Annotated in this window: 20 protein-coding genes; 8 read left to right on the forward strand and 12 right to left on the reverse strand. The window is 36.4% G+C overall.

Annotation, left to right across the window (positions count from 1 at the left end; translation table 11 throughout):
- Positions 1 to 46 precede the first annotated feature (46 nt).
- Positions 47 to 1567, reverse strand: a complete 1521-nt coding sequence (locus DRF57_RS14620; RefSeq protein ID WP_084087089.1) for an HAL/PAL/TAL family ammonia-lyase — start codon at positions 1565 to 1567, stop codon at positions 47 to 49.
- A gap of 97 nt (positions 1568 to 1664) precedes the next feature.
- Here DRF57_RS14620 and DRF57_RS14625 point away from each other — a divergent pair, with 97 nt between their 5' ends.
- Positions 1665 to 2921: an NAD(P)/FAD-dependent oxidoreductase gene (locus DRF57_RS14625; protein WP_115919308.1), complete on the forward strand. Its 1257-nt coding sequence runs from the start codon at positions 1665 to 1667 to the stop codon at positions 2919 to 2921.
- Between the two features lie 33 nt (positions 2922 to 2954).
- Here DRF57_RS14625 and DRF57_RS14630 read toward each other — a convergent pair whose 3' ends face one another.
- The 3 genes from DRF57_RS14630 to DRF57_RS14640 all read right to left on the reverse strand — a co-directional run bounded on the left by DRF57_RS14630 (position 2955) and on the right by DRF57_RS14640 (position 6700).
- Positions 2955 to 3563: a hypothetical protein gene (locus tag DRF57_RS14630; RefSeq protein WP_115919310.1), complete on the reverse strand. Its 609-nt coding sequence runs from the start codon at positions 3561 to 3563 to the stop codon at positions 2955 to 2957.
- A 71-nt stretch (positions 3564 to 3634) separates the two neighbouring features.
- The gene (locus DRF57_RS14635; protein ID WP_047492413.1) at positions 3635 to 4927 is read right to left on the reverse strand and encodes a phenylacetate--CoA ligase family protein; all 1293 of its coding nucleotides are present in this window, start codon (positions 4925 to 4927) and stop codon (positions 3635 to 3637) included.
- An 84-nt stretch (positions 4928 to 5011) separates the two neighbouring features.
- Entirely contained in the window at positions 5012 to 6700 is a 1689-nt protein-coding gene (locus tag DRF57_RS14640) for a M23 family metallopeptidase (RefSeq protein ID WP_047492411.1), read from the reverse strand.
- Positions 6701 to 7128: 428 nt separating this feature from the next.
- On the opposite strand from DRF57_RS14640, the gene ileS reads away from it, so the two are divergent.
- From ileS to trpS, 7 genes are all read left to right on the forward strand, one after another.
- Positions 7129 to 10524 (forward strand): isoleucine--tRNA ligase, encoded by a 3396-nt coding sequence (gene ileS / locus DRF57_RS14645; RefSeq protein ID WP_115919312.1) that lies wholly within the window; start codon positions 7129 to 7131, stop codon positions 10522 to 10524.
- 58 nt (positions 10525 to 10582) lie between these two features.
- Positions 10583 to 10963: a TraR/DksA family transcriptional regulator gene (locus DRF57_RS14650; RefSeq protein ID WP_002983772.1), complete on the forward strand. Its 381-nt coding sequence runs from the start codon at positions 10583 to 10585 to the stop codon at positions 10961 to 10963.
- A 78-nt stretch (positions 10964 to 11041) separates the two neighbouring features.
- Positions 11042 to 11287: a DUF6576 domain-containing protein gene (locus DRF57_RS14655; RefSeq protein WP_047492404.1), complete on the forward strand. Its 246-nt coding sequence runs from the start codon at positions 11042 to 11044 to the stop codon at positions 11285 to 11287.
- Between the two features lie 16 nt (positions 11288 to 11303).
- Positions 11304 to 11498, forward strand: a complete 195-nt coding sequence (locus DRF57_RS14660) for a DUF2683 family protein (protein WP_047492401.1) — start codon at positions 11304 to 11306, stop codon at positions 11496 to 11498.
- Positions 11498 to 12136, forward strand: a complete 639-nt coding sequence (locus DRF57_RS14665) for a lipoprotein signal peptidase (RefSeq protein WP_047492398.1) — start codon at positions 11498 to 11500, stop codon at positions 12134 to 12136. The genes DRF57_RS14660 and DRF57_RS14665 overlap by 1 nt, the downstream gene beginning before the upstream one ends.
- Positions 12137 to 12150: 14 nt before the next feature.
- Positions 12151 to 12795, forward strand: a complete 645-nt coding sequence (locus DRF57_RS14670) for a SanA/YdcF family protein (RefSeq protein WP_047492396.1) — start codon at positions 12151 to 12153, stop codon at positions 12793 to 12795.
- Between the two features lie 175 nt (positions 12796 to 12970).
- Positions 12971 to 13939: a tryptophan--tRNA ligase gene (trpS, locus tag DRF57_RS14675; protein WP_115919314.1), complete on the forward strand. Its 969-nt coding sequence runs from the start codon at positions 12971 to 12973 to the stop codon at positions 13937 to 13939.
- A 74-nt stretch (positions 13940 to 14013) separates the two neighbouring features.
- On the opposite strand, the gene DRF57_RS14680 is transcribed toward trpS, so the two are convergent.
- The 8 genes from DRF57_RS14680 to metK all read right to left on the reverse strand — a co-directional run bounded on the left by DRF57_RS14680 (position 14014) and on the right by metK (position 20533).
- Positions 14014 to 15297, reverse strand: coding sequence for a sensor histidine kinase (locus DRF57_RS14680; protein WP_047492389.1), 1284 nt, complete (start codon positions 15295 to 15297; stop codon positions 14014 to 14016).
- Positions 15297 to 15968, reverse strand: a complete 672-nt coding sequence (locus DRF57_RS14685) for a response regulator transcription factor (RefSeq protein WP_047492385.1) — start codon at positions 15966 to 15968, stop codon at positions 15297 to 15299. Before DRF57_RS14685 ends, DRF57_RS14680 begins: the two co-directional genes overlap by 1 nt.
- Before the next feature lie 170 nt (positions 15969 to 16138).
- Positions 16139 to 16345, reverse strand: coding sequence for a PepSY-like domain-containing protein (locus DRF57_RS14690; protein WP_157969898.1), 207 nt, complete (start codon positions 16343 to 16345; stop codon positions 16139 to 16141).
- A 34-nt stretch (positions 16346 to 16379) separates the two neighbouring features.
- The gene (locus DRF57_RS14695; RefSeq protein WP_206607194.1) at positions 16380 to 16829 is read right to left on the reverse strand and encodes a PepSY-like domain-containing protein; all 450 of its coding nucleotides are present in this window, start codon (positions 16827 to 16829) and stop codon (positions 16380 to 16382) included.
- 164 nt (positions 16830 to 16993) lie between these two features.
- Positions 16994 to 17689, reverse strand: a complete 696-nt coding sequence (locus DRF57_RS14700; RefSeq protein ID WP_084087071.1) for a YjjG family noncanonical pyrimidine nucleotidase — start codon at positions 17687 to 17689, stop codon at positions 16994 to 16996.
- A 202-nt stretch (positions 17690 to 17891) separates the two neighbouring features.
- A complete protein-coding gene (locus tag DRF57_RS14705; RefSeq protein ID WP_047492373.1) occupies positions 17892 to 18482 on the reverse strand; it encodes an RNA polymerase sigma factor in 591 nt (196 codons plus the stop codon).
- A gap of 196 nt (positions 18483 to 18678) precedes the next feature.
- Entirely contained in the window at positions 18679 to 19170 is a 492-nt protein-coding gene (locus DRF57_RS14710) for a hypothetical protein (protein WP_047492371.1), read from the reverse strand.
- Between the two features lie 82 nt (positions 19171 to 19252).
- Positions 19253 to 20533 carry a methionine adenosyltransferase gene (gene metK, locus DRF57_RS14715; RefSeq protein WP_047492368.1) on the reverse strand — a complete coding sequence of 427 codons (1281 nt, stop codon included), beginning with the start codon at positions 20531 to 20533 and terminating at the stop codon, positions 19253 to 19255.
- Positions 20534 to 20723 lie beyond the last annotated feature (190 nt).

Consider the following 20723-nt stretch of genomic DNA (forward strand, 5'->3'; position numbering starts at 1 on the left):
TTAGCTTATACTCCTCAATCTAAAGACAATTCATTACGGTAAATAATTACATTGCTTTTAAATACATCTTTACTTTCTCTAAATATGGATACATCACCATATCATCGGAGAACGCAGGAATAATTTTTCTGATCTCATCATAAAGCTCTTTTGTAGATGATGAAACCTCATCCGGAAAACCTAGGTATTCAATTGCCTGAACTATAGTAATTGCCTCTATCGCCAGTACTTCAAATGCATTTTCAATTACTTTTCTACAGATCACAGCTGCATTGGTTCCCATACTTACAATATCCTGATTGTCATTATTATTAGGAATACTGTGAACATACATAGGGTTTGACAGCATCTGACTTTCCGCTGTAGTAGAAGTTGCCGTAAACTGTACTCCCTGCATCCCAAAATTGAAACCTAATTTACCTAAATTTACAAAAGGAGGCAAAATTTCGTTGATCTTTGCATTTAAAAGATAGTTCAGCTGTCTTTCTGCAAGCATGGTCAACTTGGTTACCACAATTTTAAGTTTGTCCATTTCTAAAGAGATATAATCTCCATGAAAATTTCCACCGTGGTAAACATGCTGATCCTCAACATTGATAATCGGATTGTCATTGGCAGAATTGATTTCATTTTCAAGCACCTTTTCTGTATACTCCAAGGTGTCCAGCACAGGACCTAATATCTGAGGAACACATCGTAAAGAATAATATTCCTGAACTTTTTCTTTAAATACTTTTTCCTGCTCTTCAAAGTGAGTATAAAGATGGTCTGCTCTTTTTCTGATCAGTTTACTGTCTGCAAGATGTGTACGCATTCTTTCTGCCACTTTCTGCTGACCATAATGTCTTTTTGTGCCGTTCAAAGCTTCAGACAGATGATCATCATAAGCCTGAACAATCTCATTAATTGCACAGGAAAGTCTAATGGAAATATCAGTCAGCTGATTCGCTTTATAGGCATTGACAATCCCTATACCCGACATTACGGAAGTTCCGTTCATTAAAGCAAGCCCTTCACGGATCTCCACTTTGATAGGTTCAAGTCCTTCAATGGCAAAAACATCGTTTGTAGATCTTCTTTCTCCTTTGTAAAACACTTCTCCTTCACCAATCAGTACTAAAGCCAGGTGTGCCAGCTGTACAAGATCTCCACTTGCTCCTACTCCACCGTGTTCAAAAATCAAAGGGGTAATATCTCTGTTGATCAATTCCTGAAGAAGATAAATAACAGACTGATGTACTCCGGAATTTCCTAAAGACAGGGTATTCAGCCTTGCCAGCATACAGGCTTTCACTTCCTGTGCCGGTAAGGGATTTCCTATTCCCGAAGAATGACTTCTAATTAAATTATATTGAAGCTGAAGGGTATCCTCATCACTGATTTTAAACTGAGCCATCGGACCAAAACCCGTATTTACTCCATATATTACTTTATTTTTTGAAAATTCCTTTAAAAATTGAAAGCTTGTATCGACTCTTGATAAAAGTGATTCATCCAGTTCAATTTTTTCATTTTCAATGATAATTTTTTGAAAATCTTTCAGTCCTAAAAAGTTATTTATTTTCATTAATCAAAAGTAATAGTTGATAATTTTGTAAAATATTAATTATTTGTCACTAATTTTGCGGCAAAGATAGAAGTTATTATTAAAATAAAAAATCAAGATGAGCAAAGAATTTGTTGACGTTCTTGTAATCGGAGCTGGACCTTCCGGATGCGTATCTTCTTCATACCTTAAGAAGAATAATGTCAACGTAAAGGTGGTTGAAAAGACAAAATTCCCAAGACTGGTAGTTGGAGAAAGCTTGATTCCAAGGGTCATGGACCACTTTGATGAAGCCGGACTTTTCCCTGCATTGGACAAAATGGGCTTTGAAAAAAAACTGGGTGCACGTTTTCTTCGCGGAGACGAGGTCTGCATTTTTGATTTTAGTGATAAATTCGGAGAAGGCTGGGACTGGACCTGGCAGGTTCCGAGAGCTGATTTTGATCATACCCTGGCTCAGGAGGTCATTAATAAAGGAATTGACCTTGAGTTTGAGACAGAGGTTACTGCTATCAGATTTGAAGGTACGGATTCAGTGACCACAGTCCGAAACAAAGACGGAGATACAAAAGAGATCCACGCCAAGTTTGTTATAGATTCCAGCGGTTACGGAAGAGTACTTCCCCGCTTACTAGATCTTGAAAAACCTTCAAAATTATCTCCCCATTCTGCTATTTTTTCTCATGTAAAGGATACCAACAGAGAAGAGGGCGAAGAGGGAACATTAATATCTTTCGACATCATTGAAACAGAGGTATGGCTTTGGGTCATTCCTTTTTCTAACGGGAACACAAGTGTAGGAATTGTAGGTCCTACAGAATATATTGATAAATTGTCTGAAAACGGAGATCCTGCTGAAGCGTTAAGAAAAGCAATTTCTCTATCTGACTATTATGTAAAACGTTTTGGAGAGGTAGATTTTCTCTTTGAGCCAAAACATCTGAAAGATTATTCATGTTCGGTAAAAAGTTTATTTGGAGATGGGTTTGCTTTAACGGGTAATGCATCTGAGTTTCTTGACCCGGTTTTCTCATCGGGGATGGCTTTTGCCACAGAGTCGGGAATGCTTGCTGCAAAATTAGCTGTAAGACAACTGAACGGAGAAAAAATTAACTGGCAAAAAGAATATACAGATTATATCTTATATGGTGTAGATGTTTTCACCACCTATGTAAAGGAATGGTATACAGGTAATCTTCAGGAATTATTCTTCCACCAACCGGAAAATCCCGATGTCAAGAAAAAAATATGTGCCGTGTTAGCAGGATATGTATGGAATAAGGACAATCCGTTTGTGAAAAAACATGATACTGTGATTAAGAATCTTGCCAACCTCATCAAACAGGAAAAACAGGAACAGCAAAATCAACAATAAAAAAACGGTCTGAAATTCAGGCCGTTTTTATTTTTATTTTAAAGTTTTTTTAATCTCTTTGCCCAAATACCTTCCGGCAGATTCGTAGGCAGCAGCAATCCTGCCATATTCCATCACGAATTCTTCATTATTGACAAATTTATCAAACTTGTTAAGTTCTACCTTCGCTAACACAACTGAGGGATTAGTGGTTTCCACCAGTTTTATAGTACCGGTTATCTCTGCTGTCATGGCAGTAAGTCCGGCATGCCAGCCCGGGAAAATCCATTTGGGTTCCACTATTAATGTATATTTTGCGGAGCTGTCTTTTTTAAATGAAATATTCTTGTAAGATTTATTAAGCCCTTTCGCAAAATAATCTATATAGTCTTCTTTTTTATATTTCTCCCATTCTGCAATCCACTTCTTCCACGCTTCCTCTCCTCTTTTAGGATTTTCCAAGACTTGTTTTTTCCTGTTTTCAAGATATTGAGCTTCTGTAATATTTTCTTTCATAAATAATACATTCTCAAATAGAAGTTCTACATTTACTTCAGTCTGATCTTTTAATAAGCCGAGACTCCCTGAAACAACTTTCATTTTGTCCTGTCCAAAAGCTGTTGTGATCATCACCATGAACCCCAGCAATAATAATTTTTTCATAGTTAGTAGCATTAAATTTAAGCCACCAAATATATCATAAAAAAGGAATTATTCTAATGCTGAAACTCAAATTACCTTAAATCAATAAAAGTTATTGGTTTTCTGCTATTTGGATGGTAAACAGTTTTAGATAATATTTCAAAATCTACCATTTCAATCTTAGGACTTACCCTGAGTTTTGCCCGGAAATGATCTCTTACTTCATGTACAAAGTTTTCATTCTCTTCCTCTGTACTTACCCTGATTATAATTTCATCAAGTCCTATTTCATTAGCCTGAATAACGATCTGATAACAGAGAATACCATTAAAATCATTCAGAATATCATTCATGGCCGGAGGATATAATGTTGTCCCTTTATATTTAATCATCTGTTGCTTTCTGCCAACTACAGGACCCAATCTCATGGTATTTCTTCCACACTGACATGGCTCATAATGAGCTTTTACAATATCTCCTGTTTTAAATCTCAACAAAGGAATTGCTTCTACCCCCAACGTAGTAATCGTAAGCTCACCGCTTTCTCCTTCTTCCACAGGATCTCCGTGATCATCCAGAATTTCTGTAATAATAAGTTCAGGGTGATGATGTCCACCAATCTGAAACTCACATTCCGTGAAAGCTGTACTCATCTCGGTAGATGCATAGGTTGAAAAAAGATTGATATTCCATTTTTCTTTGATTTTCTGAGAAAGAATATTATCTGTAAAATCCTGGTTTTTGATACTTTCTCCAATACAGACAGCACCGTAAACACTGGAATTTTTATAATCAAGACCGTGTTTTTCGGCATAATCAATCATTTTCAGCAAAAAAGAAGGCACGGTAATCAGGTACTTAGGCTGGTACCTAAAAATAGAATCCCATTGAAGTTCCGGAATTCCTGGTCCCATTCTCACAACGCTTGCCCCCATTTTTCTTAAACCCAAGAAGTACGCAAGACCAGCCATAAAGCGTTTGTCAATGGTTGTGATCATCTGTACCACATCTCCTTTCTGAATTCCTGCACAGGCAAAAGAGATGGCTTCATTGTAAGCCAGTCTCTCAAGATCACTGTCAGACAGTCCAAATGTCACTGGATCTCCCAGTGTTCCTGAAGTTGTGCTATAATCAACAATTTTATCCGGAGGAATACAGAAAAAGTCATGATTATGCTGTTGTAAATCATTTTTTGTGGTCGTAGGGATTTTCTGCAGATCTTCCAGGGTGATGATATTCTTTATATGAATATCATTTTCTTTGAATAGCTTTTGATAAAAAGGTGAATTATTTTCAAGATAAACCAATAGCTCCTGAAGTTTTATCTCCTGAAACTTTTTAATTTCCTGAATGGATGACTGTTCGATGGATGGATGAAATTCCAATGATTTTAATTTTAGAAGACAAATTTATTTAAAAATAAAAGATTGAAACATGAAAAGATTAAAAGATTAGTATCCTCCATTGATTTATCTCTGAAACGTTAAAGTTTGTGTATTGGTATTTCCTGCAGTATTGACTGTAGTTACTTTTAAAGTATGTTCACCAGATCCTTTGGGGCACTTTTCATCGAAGGTATAAACAAAATAATCTTTTACCCGTGCAAATCTAAGCCACTTTCCATCAAGCTCAGCTCTAAATGAAACAATGTCACCCACTTTTGTATTTCCTTTCAAACGTAAAGTCCCGGTGTTTATGAGTGCTCCATCTTTCCACTCCGTCATAACAGATGGAAAACTATGATCTACGATCAGTTGCACAGTACCCAATCTGTTAAATTGTCCCTGTACCCAATCTCCGGTCCAGCTTCCTTTTACAGCATCTTTATCACTTCCATAATCCAGCAACATAACCACTTTATCTTTTTCCTGTTGGGTTAATTTCCTGTTCGGTTTTATTTTCAATGTATATTTATCATGAATGGGAACATAGGGGTGATGCAGCACTATTGTATTGGAAACTCCATTTTCCTCAGCGTTTGGTTTTTCATACATGTTAAAATTCACTGCATCATACACTGCATTTTTACTGAAAACTATTTCCCCATGTTCTGTGGTCATTGTTTTTCCTTCATTTGGCTTTATCGTTGTACTGGTAGACGAAATACTATTTCCGTTATTATTCAGCTGCACTTTTGTTGCCAACCGGCTTGTATTTCCGTTCACGTCTTTTAAAATAATCTCAATATGATGAACCTCTTTATCCTGAAGATTAATAACTCCCGATAAGTTGGGAAGGCTGTAGTTCTGTAATTTCATTCCCGGTAAAACAGATAAATGCTGGATATTCATTTTGTCCCTGATGAATTTGGTGTAATCTATACAGCCATTCTGATAGCGGGTATCATCATAGCTCACTTTATCAATGGAAAAACTATAGATAAGCTTACCGTCCATTACTAATTCTGCCTGGTAAACGCCAAGGTTAAATCCCTGATTGGCCTTATCCACCGCTTTAACTGCAAAGCTGATCATCGGCGAATTTACCGTGACAAGATCTGTTGTATATATATTTCCTGCTTTCTTTACAGCGACTCCGTTTGCTCCTGGTTCATAGGTACTGAAGCTTCTGTCATACCAGTACAGCCCACTAATAATGGGAGCTACAGAGTCCGGAATGGCAAAACCAAAGAGCAGAGGGTTAAGACATTCTTCCGTTTTGGTATCTCTTATTTCAAAATGTAAGTGGGGCCCTGCAGAACCTCCTGTATTTCCACTCAAAGCAATAAGCTGCCCTTTTGTTACAGGAAACTGCCCCGGCTGAAATGTCATATCCTGTTCCCACTTTTCATCTTTATATTGTCTTTCTTTTACATACTCATCAAGTCTGTCAAAATATTTATTCAGGTGGGCATACACTGTGGTATATCCATTGGGATGGGTAATATAGACTGCATTCCCAAAACCATAACGTTCCACTTTTATCCTGCTTACATAACCGTCTGCTGCTGCCACTACCGGCAGGTTTTCTTTACTGTTCGTCCGTAAATCCAAGCCCATATGAAAATGGTTAGCCCGGACTGCCCCAAAATTGGCAGCCAACTGCATGGGAATATTTAGGGGATTGCGGAAGTAGTTTTGTGGATAATTATGTTGAGCCTGGGTAGAGAAGCTGTTGATGAAACAAACAATCAGCATCAGTTTATAAAAGATTTTCATACAGCATTTGGGTTTAGATCTATTTAAATATACGGAATTTCAAGCAATGATTGTGCTATTTTCCTCTTGTAGATTTTATTTTTAATCACAGATATACCTGGATTTTCAAAGATCATGTGAATAAAAATCTGAACGATCTGAAATAGATCATATTTACATTTGGGTTAAATCCGATGGCTGGAGTAATTTACATTTTAGGTTGCCCAAAGCCCAATTCTACCGAATAAGGGCGGTGAAATTTTATTGTAAAAAAAGACGGAAAAACTCACTTATTCACCATTCACCATTCACTTTCATGCTTACCCTTCATTTATATTTCTGAAATTGAACTTTTTAATAGATGATATCAAAATAAAACATATATTATAAACCGACAAAATTTAGTAAATTTGCAGACTTAATTAATCAACGATATTGAGATATTTACAATGAGCCAATTTAAAGAATACAAAAACCTCAACCTTATTGACATAGCCGACAATGTAGCGGAATTTTGGAAACAGAATAATACGTTCAGTAAAAGTGTTGAGATTCGTCAGGGCAATCCTGAGTTTGTTTTTTATGAAGGTCCGCCTTCAGCAAACGGTATGCCTGGAATTCACCACGTAATGGCAAGAGCATTGAAAGATATTTTCTGCCGTTACCAAACGCAAAACGGTAAACAGGTTTTCCGTAAAGCGGGTTGGGATACGCATGGTCTTCCTGTGGAACTGGGTGTAGAAAAAGAATTAGGAATTACGAAAGAAGATATTGGCAAAAAAATCTCTATTGAAGACTACAATAAAGCATGCCGTGAAGCAGTAATGCGTTATACGGATGTATGGAATAACCTTACTGAAAAAATCGGGTATTGGGTTGATCTTGAAGATCCGTACATCACGTACAAGTCAAAATATATGGAAACCGTTTGGTGGTTATTGAAACAGTTATATGACAAAAGCTTGTTGTATAAAGGGTATACCATCCAACCTTACTCTCCAAAAGCAGGAACAGGGCTTTCTTCCCACGAGCTGAACCAGCCGGGAACGTATCGTGATGTTTCAGATACTACGATTGTAGCCCAGTTTAAGGTAAAGAAAGATTCATCTGCTTTATTCAGTGATGTTGACGGAGATGTGCATATCCTGGCATGGACAACTACTCCATGGACATTGCCATCCAACACAGCACTTACAGTAGGCAGAGATATTGAATATGTGGTAGTAAAAACTTTCAATCAGTATACTTTTGAACCTGTAACAGTAGTCTTATCAAGAGTTTTATTACCTAAGGTTTTCGGTAAAAAATATACAGAGGGAACTGATGAGGATTTCGCGAACTATACTTCGGAAAGCAAGGTCATCCCTTTTAAAGTTTTAAAAGAATTTACAGGAGAACAGCTTGTTGATACAAGGTATGAGCAATTAGTTCCTTGGTTTACCCCTAATGACAACCCTGAAAATGCTTTCAGAGTAATCCTGGGAGACTTTGTAACAACAGAGGATGGTACAGGTATCGTTCATACGGCACCTACTTTCGGTGCTGATGATGCGAGGGTTGCTAAGATGGCTCAGCCTGAAATTCCACCGATGTTGGTAAAGGATGAAAATGACAACCTTGTACCGTTGGTAGATTTGCAGGGAAGATTCATCAAAGGAGAAAACGTTCCTGAAGTCTATGCTGGAAAGTATATCAAAAACGAATATTACGATGAAGGGACTGCTCCTGAAAAATCTTGGGATGTAGAGCTTGCCATTCTGTTGAAAACAGAAAACAAAGCCTTCAAAGTAGAAAAATATGTCCACTCGTATCCGCATTGCTGGAGAACAGACAAACCGGTATTATACTATCCATTAGACTCATGGTTTGTAAAGATGACCGCTGTAAAAGACAGATTGGTAAACCTGAACAAAGAGATCAACTGGAAGCCAAAAGCTACCGGAGAAGGACGTTTTGCCAACTGGCTTGAAAATGTAAACGACTGGAACCTTTCCCGTTCACGTTATTGGGGTATTCCATTACCGATCTGGAGAACGGATGATCTGAAAGAAGAGAAAATCATAGGTTCTGTAGAAGAGCTTTACAACGAAATTGAAAAGTCTATTGCGGCAGGATTAATGACTGAAAACCCGTTCAAAGGTTTTGTTGTTGGAAATATGTCTGAATCAAACTATGAACTGGTTGATCTTCATAAAAATGTGGTTGACAAAGTGGTGTTGGTTTCTGATTCCGGAAGAGCAATGAAGCGTGAAAGCGACTTGATCGACGTTTGGTTTGATTCAGGTTCGATGCCTTATGCACAGCTGCATTATCCTTTTGAAAATAAAGAATTAATAGACAATCATAAAGCTTTCCCGGCTGACTTTATTGCTGAAGGTGTTGATCAGACCCGTGGATGGTTCTATACACTTCATGCTATCGGAACAGCTGTTTTTGATTCTGTAGCCTATAAAAACGTAATGAGTAACGGTCTTGTTCTGGATAAAAACGGACAGAAGATGTCAAAACGTTTAGGAAATGCAGTGGATCCGTTTGAAACACTTTCTGTATATGGGCCTGATGCTACCCGTTGGTATATGATCTCCAATGCCAATCCTTGGGAAAACCTGAAATTTGATATTGAAGGAATTGATGAGGTAAGAAGAAAGTTCTTTGGAACACTGTACAATACGTATTCATTCTTTGCACTATATGCAAATGTTGATGGGTTCAACTATTCAGAGAAAGAAGTGGAAAACCGTCCTGAAATAGACAGATGGATCCTTTCTGAGCTAAACCTTCTGATCAAAGAGGTGAAAGCATTCTATGAAGATTATGAACCTACCCGAGTAGCAAGAGCGATCAGCACATTTGTGAATGACAACTTAAGTAACTGGTACGTAAGATTATGCAGAAGACGTTTCTGGAAGGGAGAATATTCGGATGATAAAATCTCTGCTTATCAGACTTTATATACCTGTCTGGAGGTAGTAACGAAACTATCTGCACCTATTGCTCCGTTCTTTATGGATCAGTTGTATCAGGACTTAAATAAAGTAACAGGTAAAGAAAACTGTGAATCTGTGCATTTAACAGATTTCCCGGTTGCAGATGAAAGTTTAATCGATCAGGATTTGGTTGAAAAAACTCATTTGGCTCAGAATATTACCAGTATGGTTTTCTCTTTAAGAAAGAAAGAGAACGTAAAAGTACGTCAGCCATTGCAAAAAGTATTAATTCCTGTATTGGACTCTAAAACAGAGGAACAGATTTTGGCAGTTGCCGATCTGATCAAGCAGGAAGTAAATGTGAAAGAATTACAGTTAATCAATGCTGAAGAAGCATCTCATTTAATTGTAAAACAGATAAAACCCAACTTCAAAGCACTAGGTCCTAAATTAGGAAAAGACATGAAAGTAGTAGGGGCTGAAATCAGCAATCTTAGTACAGAACAGATTTCAGATCTTGAGAGAGAAGGGAAGCTTGATATTCAGGGATATGAGATCACATTAGATGATGTGGAAATCTCAACAAAAGACATCCCGGGATGGACGGTAACCTCTGATGGAAAAACAACTGTGGCATTAGATTTGACATTAACAGATGAGTTAAAATCTGAAGGAATCGCAAGAGAGTTCATCAATAGAATTCAGAACCTGCGAAAAGATAAGAATTTTGAGCTGACAGACAGAATTAATATCTTCATTGAGGAGAATTCTCCTTACATTGAAAATGTTAAGAAAAATGAGGAATATATTTCTTCTGAAGTCTTGTCAAATAAAATAGAAATTGTATCTTCACTTTCAAATTTTAACGAAATCGAAATAGATGAGGTTAGTTTTAAGATAAATATCGAAAAAAATTAACATGTAGTTATTGTATTTCAAAATCCATTTCATAATTTTATTAAAAAAGAGAAAGAATATGTCAGACGAAAGAGTTAGATACAGCGATGCTGATTTACAGGAATTTAAGGCAATCATAAAAGAAAAAATAGAGAAAGCAGAAAAAGATCTTCAGCTCATCAGAGAAAGTTTCATCAATGACCAGAATAATGGGACAGATGACACTTCACCTACCTTCAAGGCTTTTGAAGAAGGAGCAGAAACATTGAGTAAGGAGCAAAACTCTATTTTGGCAGGAAGACAGGAAAAATTCGTGCGTGATCTTAAAAATGCTTTAATCAGAATCGAAAATAAAACGTATGGTGTTTGCAGAGTAACAGGGAAGCTTATTCCTAAGGAAAGACTTTTAGCCGTTCCTCACGCTACCTTGAGCATCGAAGCGAAAAACATGCAAAAATAACCGTAAGGTTTGTAAAATAATATTGGGTTTATATTGTATTCACGGATACTTTATAAACCTAATTTTTAATGTATACCCATGAACGAATTATTAATTTTAGTAATTATCGTCGTAGGAGTTTTATTGTTTTTCAACAGAGAATGGATCAAAAAAAGGATCTTTCCCGATAAACATACAAATTACACGATAGATGATCAGTTTAATTCCGATAAACGTGAAAGGGAAAAAGAAGTCGACAGGCTTTTGAGTAAGATGGGCAAAAACGGAATTAATGATCTTTCTCCAAAAGAAAGAAAAAGACTTGACGAATTGTCCAAAATGTAACATTTAAATATAAGAAATGGAATCTATCATCGTACACCCAAAAAATGCAATGGAGCTCAGCGCTCTGAAAGGCGTTTTAAAAGAAATGAACATTAAATTTGAAAAGGCTCATGTGAAAAGTTCATTTAATGGACAGAAAGTGATTAAGAAAGCGAGCGATAATAAAAATGCAAAAACAGCTTCAAAACCGCCAAAACCTAAAGGACTGTAATGAAAAAGATATTAGCTATCACATTTTTGGTATTGTTAATTGACCAGGCTTCTAAAATTTATATTAAAACCCATTTTAATCTGGATGACAGCGTGACTGTTCTTCCCGGATTCAAACTGACCTTTGTGGAAAATCCCGGGATGGCTTATGGGTTTCACTTTGGAGGGATCATCGGAAAATACTTTCTGGTTATCCTGAGACTTTTCCTAATTGGAGGAATGGTATATATGTTTAAAAAATGGCTGAAAGAAGGAGCCTCAAACTATCTTCTGATTCCTATGTCTATTATTTTTGCCGGAGCTATCGGAAATATTATCGATGGTATGTTTTACGGAATGATCTTCGACAGCGGAACGGTTTATGATCAAAGCATTGATCGTTGGCTGGGATATGGCGGAATTTCTAAGTTTGTTCCTTTTGGCCAGGGATATTCCACTTTCATGAAAGGCTGTGTGGTTGATATGCTTCACTTCCCACTGGTAGACTGGTATGTTCCGGAAAACATCCCTTTGATTGGCGGAAAACATATTGAATTCTTCAAGTATATTTTCAATGTGGCTGATTCTGCTATTACCGTAGGAGCTGCCTTACTGTTAATCTTCAGAAAAAAAGCTTTCCCGAACGGGCTTGAGTTTTAAAAGATTTATTTCGGATGAAAAAAATAATCAAAAATATTTTCACATTTTTCCTGCTTCTTTTTGTGGCAGGAATTATTTTTATTGCCTGGGCAAACTATAATATAAAAAAGGAAAGTGAAGCTTTTGTATCCTACACTATTGCCGATGTACCTGAAACCAAAACAGCATTACTTCTGGGAACAGGAAAAACATTAAGCAATGGAATGCCAAATGCCTATTTCTACAATAGAATTAAAGCTGCTACAGATCTTTATAAGAGTGGAAAAATCCAATACATCATTGTAAGTGGAGACAACAGCACCAAAGATTATAATGAACCGGAAGATATGCTGCTGACCTTAATGCATCAGGGGATTCCACAGGATAAAATCATTATGGATCATGCCGGGTTCAGAACCTTGGATTCTGTAGTAAGGGCTAAAGACATCTTCGGACAGACAAAGCTGGTGATCATCTCCCAAAAGTTTCATAATGAAAGAGCTGTTTTCCTGGCCAGAAAAAATGGCATGGAAGCATTTGGATATAATGCTGCAGATGTCAATAAGTATGCAGGTCTGAAAACCAACATGCGGGAGTATATTGCAAAAGCCAAAGTCTATTGGGATCTGCTTTTCGGGGTGGAACCGAAATTTGGGGGAGAGAAGATTTTAATTCCATAAGATTTTAAATTTTGGTAACGCTAATAGAAGAATTGATATGTGGAGGAGCTCTAAGATCTTCCCCACTGAATTGTAACAACAAGTCTTGATTCTTGATTCTTTTAATCTTTTTTACCCATTATCCCACCAAACCTCGTAAATTTGCAATTCATTAATTTTAAAATATTGTAAACAAATGTCAAGAATTCTTACCGGCATTCAAGCCACCGGAACCCCCCATCTTGGAAACCTACTTGGGGCAATTATTCCTGCTATTGAACTTTCTAAGCAGGAAGGAAATGAATCATTTTTATTTATCGCGAATCTTCATACCCTTACCCAGATAAAAGATGCGCAGACGTTAAGACAAAATACCTACGAGATTGCTGCGGCTTGGCTTGCTTGTGGATTAGATACTGAAAAAACATTCTTCTACAGACAAAGTGATATCGCTGAAACCTGTGAACTATCTTGGCATTTATCATGTTTTTTTCCTTATCAAAGATTAACACTGGCCCATTCATTTAAAGATAAGGCAGACCGTCTTCAGGACGTGAATGCAGGGCTGTTTACCTATCCTATTTTGATGGCTGCAGATATCCTGCTGTATGATGCAGAGATTGTGCCTGTAGGGAAAGATCAGCTTCAGCATTTGGAAATTGCCAGAGATGTAGCTTCGAGGTTTAATAATCAAATGGGTGAAGTTTTTGTTTTACCACAATCTGAACTTCAGGAAGACACAAAATATGTTCCCGGGACTGACGGCCGTAAAATGTCTAAATCTATGGGAAATATCATCAATGTTTTTCTCCCTGAAAAGGAACTGAAAAAACAGGTGATGAGTATTGAATCGGATTCTAAATCGTTGGAAGAGCCTAAGGACCCTGAAACAGACAAGACATTCCAGATTTATGAACTTATTGCTACTCCTGAGCAAACCGAGGAATTAAGAGCTAAATACCTTGCCGGAAACTTCGGATACGGACATGCTAAAAAAGAATTGTTGGATTTGATCTTAGTTCGTTTTGCCAAAGAAAGAGAAACATTCGCTTATTATATGAATAATCTGGACGAACTGGAAGCAAAATTACAGCAGGGTGCAGAGAAAACAAGACCTGTGGCACTGGAAACTATTAAAAGAGTAAGAACAAGCTTAGGATTTTAATTCTAAGTTTCAAACATAAGAAAGCCCTTCAAATTGAAGGGCTTTTTCTTTTCATGATGCTGTCTATTATATTCTCAGATCTTATTTTTCTCAAGTATAAAGTAATGCATTTTATCTTCAAACTTATAAACAATGTCCCAACCGGGATACTGCTTGATAATGGTTTTAATAATCGACAGCCCCAAGCCGGTAGAGGTGTGATCGGAACTCTGTTTATAGAAACGGTCAAAAATCCTGGATGGATCTAATCCCACGGCAGCTCCACTGTTTTGAAATGTAATCCTGTCATCCTCAATCATAATATTCAATGTACCTTCTTCATTATTATATTTAATGGCATTCTTAAGAAGATTAGACAACAGAATATCCGCAAGGTCACGGTTAAAATCAGCTTCAAAACTTCCTTTTTCTATGATATTTACATCTACTTTTTTAAACTCTATAAAGTCTTCATAATTTTGAACCAGCTTGCCGATCAAAGCATTAAAGTCTACTCCTGCGGTTTTATTAAACTGGCTGTTCTCTATTTTGGAAAGCATTAATAAAGATTTATTTAACCCCACCATCCTTCTCAGGTCATTCTTTACTCCGGTGAGAAAATTCAGATTCTTTTCATCGAGGTCATCATTCTGAATAAGGAGATCTATTTTATTAATAACTATGGCAAGTGGGGTCTGAAGTTCATGGGAGGCATTTTCAATAAACTGTTTCTGCTGATAAAAAACAAGCTCATTACGCTCAATCATTTCATTAATTTCAACATTCAGCTCCTCAAACTCTTTAATGATATATTCTTTATTCTCCTGATCCGCGGGAATCCCAAATTGGTACTTTTTAAGTTTATCTAAAATTAAATAGAATGGGCGCATCGCTTTATTCAGCAGATATCCGTTGACAACAACTATACTTATTACCAAAACAATATAGAGAACAATTAAGGCTGTTGTGAGGTCATAGATCAGTTCATCTTCTTCTACGGTAGAAGTTCTTATCACAAGCCTCTGATTCATCTTATACTGGTCAATAAAGTCTGCCTCAAGCACACGATAAGGCTGATCTTTATCGTCATACTCCATATAATACATCTTATTATAGAGGCGGCTTTTATTTTTATATTCTCCGGCAGTAATAGGATTAATCTTAAATTCATTAAAACCAAAATCATTATTCTTCAATAGCTGGGGATTCAGGTATACTGCTTTAATGATCTGTATTTTTCTGTCCCTAAGCCCATCATCCACATTATCATGAACTTCATCCAGGATATAGGCATAAAACAACCCGGCCCAAACTGCAATAATCAGCAGAAGGATCATAATAAGGTATTTTATCGTGTAATATTTTAATGAAACTTTCATCAGATAAATTTATAGCCTATCCCATATACCGCCTGAAAATCAGCTTCAGCATTCAGATTTTTCAACTTCTTGCGGAGATTTTTAATCTGCGAGTAAATAAAATCCAGACTATCTGCCTGATCTATATAATCTCCCCAGATCGCTTCAGCCAATGTAGTTTTCTGTAAGGTTTTTTCAGGATGAATAACAAAGTAATACAGAAGGTCATATTCTTTACGGTTCAGCACAAGTTCCTCCTTTCCTATCATCACCTTTCTGAGATCGGGATCAATACTGATATTTTTATATGTAATACTGTTTTCCCCATCCTGGTTATTTCTCCTGATCACAGACTTTACTCTTGCCATAAGCTCTGCCAGGTGAAAAGGTTTGGCAAGATAATCATCCGCCCCTATCTCCAATCCTGTTACTTTATCATCTACTGAATCTTTCGCCGACAGAATGATGACAGGATCTTTTTTATGCATTTTTTTTATTTCTCTCAGCAGGTCTATCCCACTTCCGTCCGGCAGCATAATATCCAGCAAAATGCAATCATATTCGTAGGAAATAATCTTCTCAAGGCCCGAGCTGTATGTATCTGCATGTTCTACAATAAAATGTTCCGCTTCCAGAAATTTCTGTACAGTATCCTTTATGGCCGGTTCATCTTCTACTATTAAAATCTTCATTCTGCTTTGATTTGCGCTCTGCTGAACGGTTAAAACTTATATCAAATATATGAAATTATAAGGTGGGGAGCCGGAAGTTACTTGCCCGCATCCGGCAATGATTACTTTCTGTTAATTGTAAAGGAGTAACACCTTTCTTCTTCCGGCTCCCTGCTTCTTTTCTTTAACAACTAGTTCATTTTTACAAAACGACCGTCTGCATCAAAAACGAGACACATCCCACTCATCAGTTGAATTTTATAGGCATTATATTTTCTTTCAATAGAGCTTACCACGCTGCACGGATGATGTCTTGTTATAAAAGACACAATACTCTTTCTAATCTTGTTGGAAGAAGCTTCTCTTCCAGTATTTCTTATGATATTCCAATTGATCATATTCTTAAATTTTGGTGTTATATGTAATGACCTGCTAGTCATCAATTCTTTTAAAATTTCCGTTTTTATCGAATTCCAGCTCCAGGCCGTTGGAAAGCTCCGCTTTATAGGACCATCTCTTTTTTTCTACCTTAACGATGGACGTATTCGGAAAATTACGGGTTGCATAATTTCTGATGGATAAAGGAATAAAACCATAAGGCAACTTCTGATGTTTACCATCTACCTCTTTCCAGTTTCCATTACTATCAAATTCCATTTTCATTCCATTACTCAGGTATACTTTGTATTCATCCACTCCATAGATCTCTCTGTCTTCAATCGCTGAACTTACAGGTATCCCTTTAAAGTGGAGAGCAAGAAAGGTTTTTGCCGTTTTAGGTAATTGATTGACCTGGATCGCTCTGTCCTGTGCAGAAATAAAGCCTCCTGCCAACATGAAGATAAAAATAAATACTCCGGTGATTTTCTTTACATTTTTCATAACATTAAGTTTTTCGTTATTATTATGAAGCAAAGGTCCAAATCAATTTAGGAAAGAATTGGGAAAAATGAAATGCAGCAAAAATTGGAGATAAAAAAAACCATTAAGAAAAGATTTCTCAATGGTTTAACTCTATTTTGTTGTAGACCTTACGGTCAGAAATTTTATAAGTATTCTTTGATTTGCTGAAGGTGGGTAATAGCCTTTAACCCGGCCTCCTTCTTATCTTCTTTATAAACATCAAAGAAAATAGAATCCATGCCGAAATTTTTTGCTCCCATAGCATCCGCAATCCAGTCATCACCAATCAGGATGCTTTCCTCTTTTTTAGCTTCCGAAAGCCCCAGAGAGTATTCAAAAATCTTAGGATTAGGTTTTCTTACCCCTATAGAATCTGCACTGGTAATCGTTTCAAAATAAGGAGCAATTCCCGATAAAGTACACTTCCTTTCGGTTACATCCTGAAAACCATTAGAAATAATATGAAGCTTATAATTCTTTGCTTTTAAATATTCAAGGATGTCTTCGGCACCCTCTACCAATTCATTATATCCAACAATATTATCCAGGAAATTTTCTTCAAAATAATTGGAAAGTTCTTTGTTTTCTACTCCAAAATGTTTGAAGGAATCATAGAAACGGTGTTCTCTCAAATATTCTTTGCCAACAATTCCATCTCTGATTTTTTCCCAGAGGTCTTCATTGATATCATGATAAACAGAGTGAAACTCCTCAAAGTCAATATTATACTTTGAGTTAATCTCCTGATCTTCAAAAAGGTCTTTGATGGTAAGGTAGGCATTTCTGCGGTGATCCCAGAGCGTATTGTCCAGATCAAAAAAAACGTGCTGCATTTTCATACAGCACAAAGTTAGTGATTTTAATTTTTTAAGATCGTATAATTTTTACTCTTACTTTTCACCACCTCAAGGCTTTTAGAAAAATTGAGTAAAAAATCAATGGTTTGTTTTTTAGGTTTCAAAGTTTTCACTTTTAAGGAATCATTTTTTTTCATAGGCGAAGTATGTTTTCCTTAAAACGTGAATTTTCACGAAATATTATCTATCTGGTTAAGATTATATTATTTTCATCCATGATTTTTCTCAGGTTAATCAATGCATATCTTACTCTGCCTAAGGTAGTATTAATGCTCATATCAGTATGATCTGCAATTTCTTTAAAGCTCAGACCGTCAAAAAACCTCAGTTTGATCACTTCCTGCTGGTTTTGGGGAAGGAATTGCAGCATTCTCAACAGATCTTCCTGGATCTGATTGGTTACAAGCTGATCTTCAATATTTTCCGAAGGTTCCCGTATTAAATCAAAAATAGAATATTCGTCGGTTTCAAAAGTTGTTTCTGAAACTTTAATGTTTTTTGCTTTAGATCTGAAATGATCGATGATCAGGTTGTGAGAGATTCTTTTTGCCCAAAGAATAAATTTCCCTTCTTCGTTATAGCGTCCTTCTTTCAGCATAACGATGATTTTCATGAATGTATCCTGAAAAATATCGTTGGCTAAATCTTCATCATTAATTTTGTAAAAAATGAATGTAAACAGTTCTCTCTGATGGCGATGAATGAGGGTCGATAACGCTTCCTCATCACCTTTCTGGTACAATGAAATTAGTAAACTATCCGATTTTGATTTCATAACTCTTCTCAATATAAATATTTGTAGACAGGTATTCCTCCAGATATTTCATCTGGCTTTTGCTGTATATACAAAACAGTTTTCTAGAGTAGAGTCTCTTCAATAGGCGGCACAATTATATTATGATGTAAATATAATCATTTTTTAATAACTGTTAACTTATTATTAAATTTTCACAAGAAAAATTTAAAAAAAGTTACTTAAACATGTCATGAATAAATACAGTTGGGATATTTAATGTAAAATTAATATTTAACCCTTTCATTTCTTTTCCGTTTAAACGGGCGTCTCCGATAGGAAAAGCATACCCTCCTGTAAGATCCAGCATTCCAAATAAGGTAACTCCAATTTTCGGAGCAATATATTTATTTGTTCCCTCTGCACCCATTAAAAAATAATAAGAATGGTAGAAGTCAACATTTTTTGCAAAATTGAGCAGTACATCAGCCTGCAGCTTTGGCATAATAGCAAACTTGGAGTCTGCAACTCCCATCAGCGCAGAACCGCCTAATCTATAAATTACATCATCATTTTTCAGGAAAAGCAATTTACCTCCTAATTCCCCAAAACTCTGATTCTGGTAGGTATATCCCACACTGATCATTTTATGCATGGTATATTGGGCTTTTACTAATGTGCTTAGAAAAAACAGGGAGAGTACAGCAACTGCAGTTCGAAAATTCATCATCTTTCAATTAATTAAAGTGTAAAATTAAAAAAAACTGCCTTATCAAAAGATAAAGCAGTCATTTATTATGGTAAAGAAAAAATTAAATTCCGAAAGCGGCTTTAATTTCCTCTACTTTGTCTAATTTTTCCCACGTGAAGAATTCAAGATCTTTCAGCGTAAGTTCATTCTTATGTCCCTTATTGAACGTTTTATCAGCTACATAATGATCTTTACCCATGTGACCGTAAGAAGCCGTTTCCAAATAGATAGGGTTTCTTAATTTTAGATTCTGCTCAATAGCATAAGGTCTCAAATCAAAGATTCCTGAAACTTTTTTAGCAATTTCGCCATCATGAAGATCCACTTTTGCAGTTCCATAGGTATTAATATATAATCCACAAGGTTCTGCTACACCGATTGCATAAGAAACCTGTACCAAAACTTCGTCAGCAATACCAGCAGCTACTAAGTTTTTAGCAATATGTCTTGTTGCATAGGCAGCACTTCTGTCTACTTTTGAAGGGTCTTTTCCAGAGAAAGCACCACCACCGTGAGCTCCTTTTCCACCGTAAGTATCTACAATGATTTTTCTACCTGTAAGACCGGTATCTCCGTGAGGTCCTCCGATAACGAATTTACCTGTCGGGTTGATATGGTATTTGATCTGATCGTTGAATAAAGCTTTGATCTCTTCAGTCTGCTGTGCAACCACTCTAGGTACCAGGATATTCTTGATATCTTCACGGATCTTGTTCAGCATTTCTTCTTCAGTTCCGAAGTCATCATGCTGCGTAGAAACTACAATAGAATCAATTCTGATTGGTTTGTGATCATCAGAATATTCAATAGTTACCTGGCTTTTTGCATCCGGACGAAGATAAGGGATCTCTTTATTTTCTCTTCTGATATTGGAAAGTTCTTTAAGGATTGTATGAGCTAAATCTAAAGCAAGAGGCATATAGTTTGCCGTTTCATTAGTTGCATAACCGAACATCATCCCCTGGTCACCAGCTCCCTGTGCGTTAGCTTTAGCTTCGAAAGACTCATCTGTTACAGCTCTGTCTACTCCCTGGTTGATATCGGGAGACTGCTCATGGATGGCGGAGATCACTCCACAAGAATCTCCATTGAACATATATTCCCCTTTTGTATATCCAATTCCATTGATTACTTCTCTGGCAATTGTCTGAACATCAAGGTAGGCATCGGATTTTACTTCTCCTGCCAATACTACCTGCCCTGTCGTCACAAGAGTTTCACAGGCAACTTTTGAACTTTTATCGTATGCTAAAAAGTGGTCGATTAATGCGTCGGAAATCTGATCGGCGATTTTATCCGGATGTCCTTCTGAAACAGATTCAGATGTAAATAAATAAGACATATTATTCTTTGTTTTTTAGATTAAAAAATTTTGAAGAAAAATAAGAATAAAATTGCCCAAAAAGAATACTGTTTTAGCATTTTTTTATAGAGGTTGCAATCAGGTCAAATTTTTCCTCGTCGTAAACGTCAGCAAATTTAAGCACTATTTTTCTAATACTCAAAAATTTTGTTTACTAATTATAATTTTG

The organism is Chryseobacterium rhizosphaerae, assembly GCF_003385455.1.
GTDB lineage: Bacteria > Bacteroidota > Bacteroidia > Flavobacteriales > Weeksellaceae > Chryseobacterium > Chryseobacterium rhizosphaerae.

Bases quoted from the DNA above. Each gene is read 5' to 3' on its own strand.
- DRF57_RS14620 (WP_084087089.1), bottom strand. From the start codon at position 1,567: ATGAAAATAAATAACTTTTTAGGACTGAAAGATTTTCAAAAAATTATC.
- DRF57_RS14625 (WP_115919308.1), top strand. From the start codon at position 1,665: ATGAGCAAAGAATTTGTTGACGTTCTTGTAATCGGAGCTGGACCTTCC.
- DRF57_RS14630 (WP_115919310.1), bottom strand. From the start codon at position 3,563: ATGAAAAAATTATTATTGCTGGGGTTCATGGTGATGATCACAACAGCT.
- DRF57_RS14640 (WP_047492411.1), bottom strand. From the start codon at position 6,700: ATGAAAATCTTTTATAAACTGATGCTGATTGTTTGTTTCATCAACAGC.
- ileS (WP_115919312.1), top strand. From the start codon at position 7,129: ATGAGCCAATTTAAAGAATACAAAAACCTCAACCTTATTGACATAGCC.
- DRF57_RS14650 (WP_002983772.1), top strand. From the start codon at position 10,583: ATGTCAGACGAAAGAGTTAGATACAGCGATGCTGATTTACAGGAATTT.
- DRF57_RS14655 (WP_047492404.1), top strand. From the start codon at position 11,042: ATGAACGAATTATTAATTTTAGTAATTATCGTCGTAGGAGTTTTATTG.
- DRF57_RS14660 (WP_047492401.1), top strand. From the start codon at position 11,304: ATGGAATCTATCATCGTACACCCAAAAAATGCAATGGAGCTCAGCGCT.
- DRF57_RS14665 (WP_047492398.1), top strand. From the start codon at position 11,498: ATGAAAAAGATATTAGCTATCACATTTTTGGTATTGTTAATTGACCAG.
- DRF57_RS14670 (WP_047492396.1), top strand. From the start codon at position 12,151: ATGAAAAAAATAATCAAAAATATTTTCACATTTTTCCTGCTTCTTTTT.
- trpS (WP_115919314.1), top strand. From the start codon at position 12,971: ATGTCAAGAATTCTTACCGGCATTCAAGCCACCGGAACCCCCCATCTT.
- DRF57_RS14680 (WP_047492389.1), bottom strand. From the start codon at position 15,297: ATGAAAGTTTCATTAAAATATTACACGATAAAATACCTTATTATGATC.
- DRF57_RS14685 (WP_047492385.1), bottom strand. From the start codon at position 15,968: ATGAAGATTTTAATAGTAGAAGATGAACCGGCCATAAAGGATACTGTA.
- DRF57_RS14690 (WP_157969898.1), bottom strand. From the start codon at position 16,345: ATGATCAATTGGAATATCATAAGAAATACTGGAAGAGAAGCTTCTTCC.
- DRF57_RS14695 (WP_206607194.1), bottom strand. From the start codon at position 16,829: ATGAAAAATGTAAAGAAAATCACCGGAGTATTTATTTTTATCTTCATG.
- DRF57_RS14700 (WP_084087071.1), bottom strand. From the start codon at position 17,689: ATGAAAATGCAGCACGTTTTTTTTGATCTGGACAATACGCTCTGGGAT.
- DRF57_RS14705 (WP_047492373.1), bottom strand. From the start codon at position 18,482: ATGAAATCAAAATCGGATAGTTTACTAATTTCATTGTACCAGAAAGGT.
- DRF57_RS14710 (WP_047492371.1), bottom strand. From the start codon at position 19,170: ATGATGAATTTTCGAACTGCAGTTGCTGTACTCTCCCTGTTTTTTCTA.
- metK (WP_047492368.1), bottom strand. From the start codon at position 20,533: ATGTCTTATTTATTTACATCTGAATCTGTTTCAGAAGGACATCCGGAT.